At 43.4% G+C, this 3,836-nt stretch carries 5 protein-coding genes; 1 reads left to right on the top strand and 4 read right to left on the bottom strand.

All coding sequences use genetic code 11. The annotated features are described in order from the left end of the window. Positions 1 to 18 precede the first annotated feature (18 nt). The 4 genes from HPC37_RS10650 to HPC37_RS10635 all read right to left on the bottom strand — a co-directional run bounded on the left by HPC37_RS10650 (position 19) and on the right by HPC37_RS10635 (position 3,550). Positions 19 to 1,383 carry a surface lipoprotein assembly modifier gene (locus tag HPC37_RS10650; RefSeq protein WP_208123085.1) on the bottom strand — a complete coding sequence of 455 codons (1,365 nt, stop codon included), beginning with the start codon at positions 1,381 to 1,383 and terminating at the stop codon, positions 19 to 21. Between the two features lie 295 nt (positions 1,384 to 1,678). Then, a complete protein-coding gene (locus tag HPC37_RS10645) occupies positions 1,679 to 2,335 on the bottom strand; it encodes a hypothetical protein (RefSeq protein WP_208123084.1) in 657 nt (218 codons plus the stop codon). 436 nt (positions 2,336 to 2,771) lie between these two features. Next, entirely contained in the window at positions 2,772 to 3,194 is a 423-nt protein-coding gene (locus HPC37_RS10640; protein ID WP_208123083.1) for a hypothetical protein, read from the bottom strand. A 29-nt stretch (positions 3,195 to 3,223) separates the two neighbouring features. Beyond that, entirely contained in the window at positions 3,224 to 3,550 is a 327-nt protein-coding gene (locus HPC37_RS10635; RefSeq protein ID WP_208123082.1) for a hypothetical protein, read from the bottom strand. Between the two features lie 60 nt (positions 3,551 to 3,610). On the opposite strand from HPC37_RS10635, the gene HPC37_RS10630 reads away from it, so the two are divergent. Beyond that, the coding region (locus tag HPC37_RS10630; protein ID WP_208123081.1) for a hypothetical protein at positions 3,611 to 3,836 on the top strand (226 nt) is incomplete at its 3' end.

Below are 3,836 nucleotides of genomic sequence, written 5' to 3'. Positions count from 1 at the left end.
TCGAACCGCACTTTGTGATTAGAAATCCCGTGTGATCACTAAATTGACGTTTTTCTCGGTGTAGGAATAGAGCGTTGGCAAATTGCTGCGTTGCTTTTTCCAGCTCAGCTGCAGCTTGGGGGTGAAGCCCTGCCACTGCCAATCCCGCTTCCACAGCATCAGGTTTGCGCTGTAAATGGTGTCTGACCGCACTTTGCGAAGTGGCAAAATACCACCGAGCTTGGCGGGCGCTTTGTAATCGCGCTTGGCGAGAGAAAGCCCCACGCGCGTGGCCACCTGCCACGGCCATTCTTGCCCGATGCCAAGGCGCAGTGTTTTGGTGTCGTTCGATAGGCGGCGCGTGGCGGTTTTTTCACGGTTGAAATCCACGCCAGTATAAAGGTAGGTTTTCGTGCCTGCCAGCCACAGCAGCGTGGCCGAACCGAGCTGGTTAAAGCCGTTGAGCTCAGGGTTGTCGTGATAGCGCGCTTTGGCGTACTCCGCCGCGAGTGAGAGCTGCCAGCGCGCAGTCAGCCAGCGGTTCCACTCCGCGCGCACGCCCAAGCTGCGTTGATAACGGCTGCCCGCCACCCAGCGCCATTCCGCAAAGGGCAGCACGCGCACGGTTTGCACCGCACTCTTGTGCGCCAGCCCCAGCAAAGTGCGGTTGAGCACGTCGTTGTAGTCTTTGTTATCCCAATAATATTTGCCGAACAAGTTATTTTCAAAGGCGAGGTAATGGTGCCCGCGCAGGTTCCAATCTTTGGCGAGGTTGAGGGAATAGGCCAGCCCATGCGCCGATTGTGGCAGCATATCGTCGTTTTTGATAAACGGCGTGTCTTCAATTCGCCGCGCGTCGCTGGTGTTGTTGACATTGTGGGTGCGCAAATAATTGGCGTTTGCGCTGATTTGCCAACGCTCGCGGTTATCGAGTGCGCGCAAATAATGATTAATCAAGGCGTGAATTTCCGCTGGGGGATCAAATTCCCGCGCCCGCTCAAAGGCGGCACGCGCCGCGTTATTTTGCTGGCTTTCAAAAAGTGCGGTCGCCAGCTCAATACGCACAGGGTTGAGCTGCGCATTGCGCGCTAAAATCGCCTCAAATTTCGCCACCGCCGCATCAAACTCCCCACGGGATTTGGCCATCGCCCCTTGGGCAAACAGCACCAAAATCGGGTCATGCTCGGCAAACGTGCGATAAACCGGCAGCACCCGCGCCACCACATCATAACGGCGCTGGGCAATCGCTATATTCAGCACCCGCTCACACAATGGCAAATTGTGCGCCAATTCATCAAGTGAAAACGCCAACTGCCCCGCAGCACGCTCACGCACCACCGCCTGCTCCGCCGCCACCGGCTTCGCCACTTGCGTGACTGCTTCCGGCTTAAACGCCGGGCTCACCGCCAGCGCCGAGAGCGGCAAAAAAGCTAAAACAGATAATTTTTCATCACATCATCGCAAAAAAAGCCACCGCAGAGCAGTGGCTTGTGGGAAAGTTAGGTTATTGTTTCTCGGCTACGAAGACGGCGCCAGACACATTACTTCCATAGCCATAACTATTGTTTAGTTTAACAGAACCTGCCAGTTGCTTGGCTTCTTTACCCATAAATTTCCCTTCGTATGTACCACCTCCTGTTTCAGCTTTTGCTTCGCCATTAAATACAATTTGATCATTCTTAGCTTGAATTTTCCTTTTCTAATTGAATTTTTGACTCAGTAGGATAATTAAAATAGTAGGTGATTTCACCACCGATTTCTTTTTGTTGAAATCTGCAGTTAATGAAACTTTTGCATCATCTAGGTCTTTATCACCATAATATGATGAGACAACGAAGGCTCTACCGTTATATTGAGCTGTTCCAGAGAGATCTTTTAGAGCATCTGATTTAGTTGGGTATCCAGCATAAGATATTTTTGCTCCATGTTTATAGGTGTTTTTGTAACCACTATAATTAACGTTAGAAAATTCAATGCCTGCATCTTCTAGGTTATATACATAGCTTGTATAGCTTAGAGATACAGGTTTTTTATTTTCATCTGTTATATCTTTATATTTTCTGATTTCAACAGGAGATTCTGTTCTAGAGTATCCGTCGGCGGTTATCTCAGAAGTGGAAAATTTATTGTATCCATTATTATCAATTTTTAATAATTGGTTTTTGATTACTCGTTTTCCAACAAAATCTTTCCTTAATTTTTCCGCGTCAGCAGATTTTTTAGCAATGAAATCTTTTTGAGCCTGAGTTTTTATATCTTCATCATCATTGTAATGTTTTTCAGCAAAAACTTTGGCATCTTCTTTATTCATGCCAGCTTTAAGAGCTTCTTCAAAAGTTCCATGCTTTTTGCTCAAAACCGCTTGGGCATCATAACGATTATCTTTTTCTTCATAGCTTGAGTATTTTTCTGCAAATTCTTTAGCATCTTTGTCACTTAATCCATTTCTTTAGCGGAATTAAATAATTCCGTTCTTATTTCTTCTCTTTCATTTTTATTGTAAAAATATCTATTTAATTCATTGTAATATTTATCTGAATCATTTTCGTCGTTATATTTTTGTAAAAATTCTCTGCTTCAGATTTGCTCATGCCTAGTTCTATTGCTCTATCTATTTTGGATTTTTATTTTCATATTTGCTGATGGCATTATAAAATTTATTCCAATCTGAGTGATCATAATGATTTTCAACAAATTTTTCTGCTTCTTCTTGACTCATACCTGCGCTCATAGCTCTTTCGATATTTTCAAAGTAATTATTAATGTCTATATCAGAGTAGCCAGGATGTTTTCTAGAAATTCTGTTGCTTCTTTTCGCTCATTCCGTGGTTAAGAGCTTCATTAAAGGCAATTTTCTTGATTACATATTGATTGAATGCATCATTAAGTGCCATTCTATCTTCATCACTATTATATTTGTCATAAAAAGCTTTCGCTTCTTCTTTTGTCATGCCTTCATCTTCTGCACGAGTTAAAAATTTAATTTTATCAATTTCATCTAAATAGCTATATAAATATTCATCATTTTTATGCTTTTCCACAAAGCTTTTTACTTCTTCCTTGGTCATGCCAGCGTTTTCGGCATCGATTTTGATTTGGAAGTCACGCAATTCTCGACGATAAGCCTTGAGATCTTGATCATCTACATGGCGCTCTACAAAATCATTAACTTTATCAGCAGGGTATCCTACGCGTGTGGCGCTATCCCAGAGCATTTTGTATCGGCGGGAGCGGAGATCTTTATTTAAACGTTGAATTTGTTTTTCATAATCAGCAAGTTTGCTGTTGTCGGCAGTTTTAGGTGTGGCGTCGATTTTTGTTGTAATTCGTTGATGCGATCTTGGAGTTGTTTAATTTGAGCTTGGAGTTTATCTTGTTCTGAGTTGGCTTTTTTATTTTCTGTTTTAACGGCTGTGGTTTTGTTGCTTTCTTGTTTTTGGAGTTTTGGATTTTGTTTGACCACAGGTTGTTTTTGTTCTGTTGAGCTGCTGCCACCACCACTAGACCCACAGGCGACAGCACCGAGGGAGATGAGGATTGCCAATGCAGTTGTTTTGAATGTTGGTTTCATTTTTTGTGTCCTTTGCGTTAGGGTTAACAGAAAATTTTGTGTGGTGTTTAGGCAGTTTTTGTGGGATTTTGCTTAAACTGGATAAGTTTAAAAAAAAAAAAACAATGCGATAGCGATCTTTTTTGTCGAATTTTGATCTTTATCACATTTTTAAACCGCACTTTTGATTTTTTCGCAGCATTGCGCTGGCGCTCCGCGTGTGCGTTCATAGCGCCGTTATCACTCTCTTTTGGTGATCTTTTCTCTCTCATCACTCCGTCATGGCGCTACGGTTTCGCCGTTGGCG

It is taken from the genome of Spirabiliibacterium mucosae, from assembly GCF_014884965.1.
GTDB lineage: Bacteria > Pseudomonadota > Gammaproteobacteria > Enterobacterales > Pasteurellaceae > Spirabiliibacterium > Spirabiliibacterium mucosae.
The sequence above is the reverse complement of the archived record's forward strand: the minus strand, read 5'-3'. Positions and strand labels throughout refer to the sequence as shown.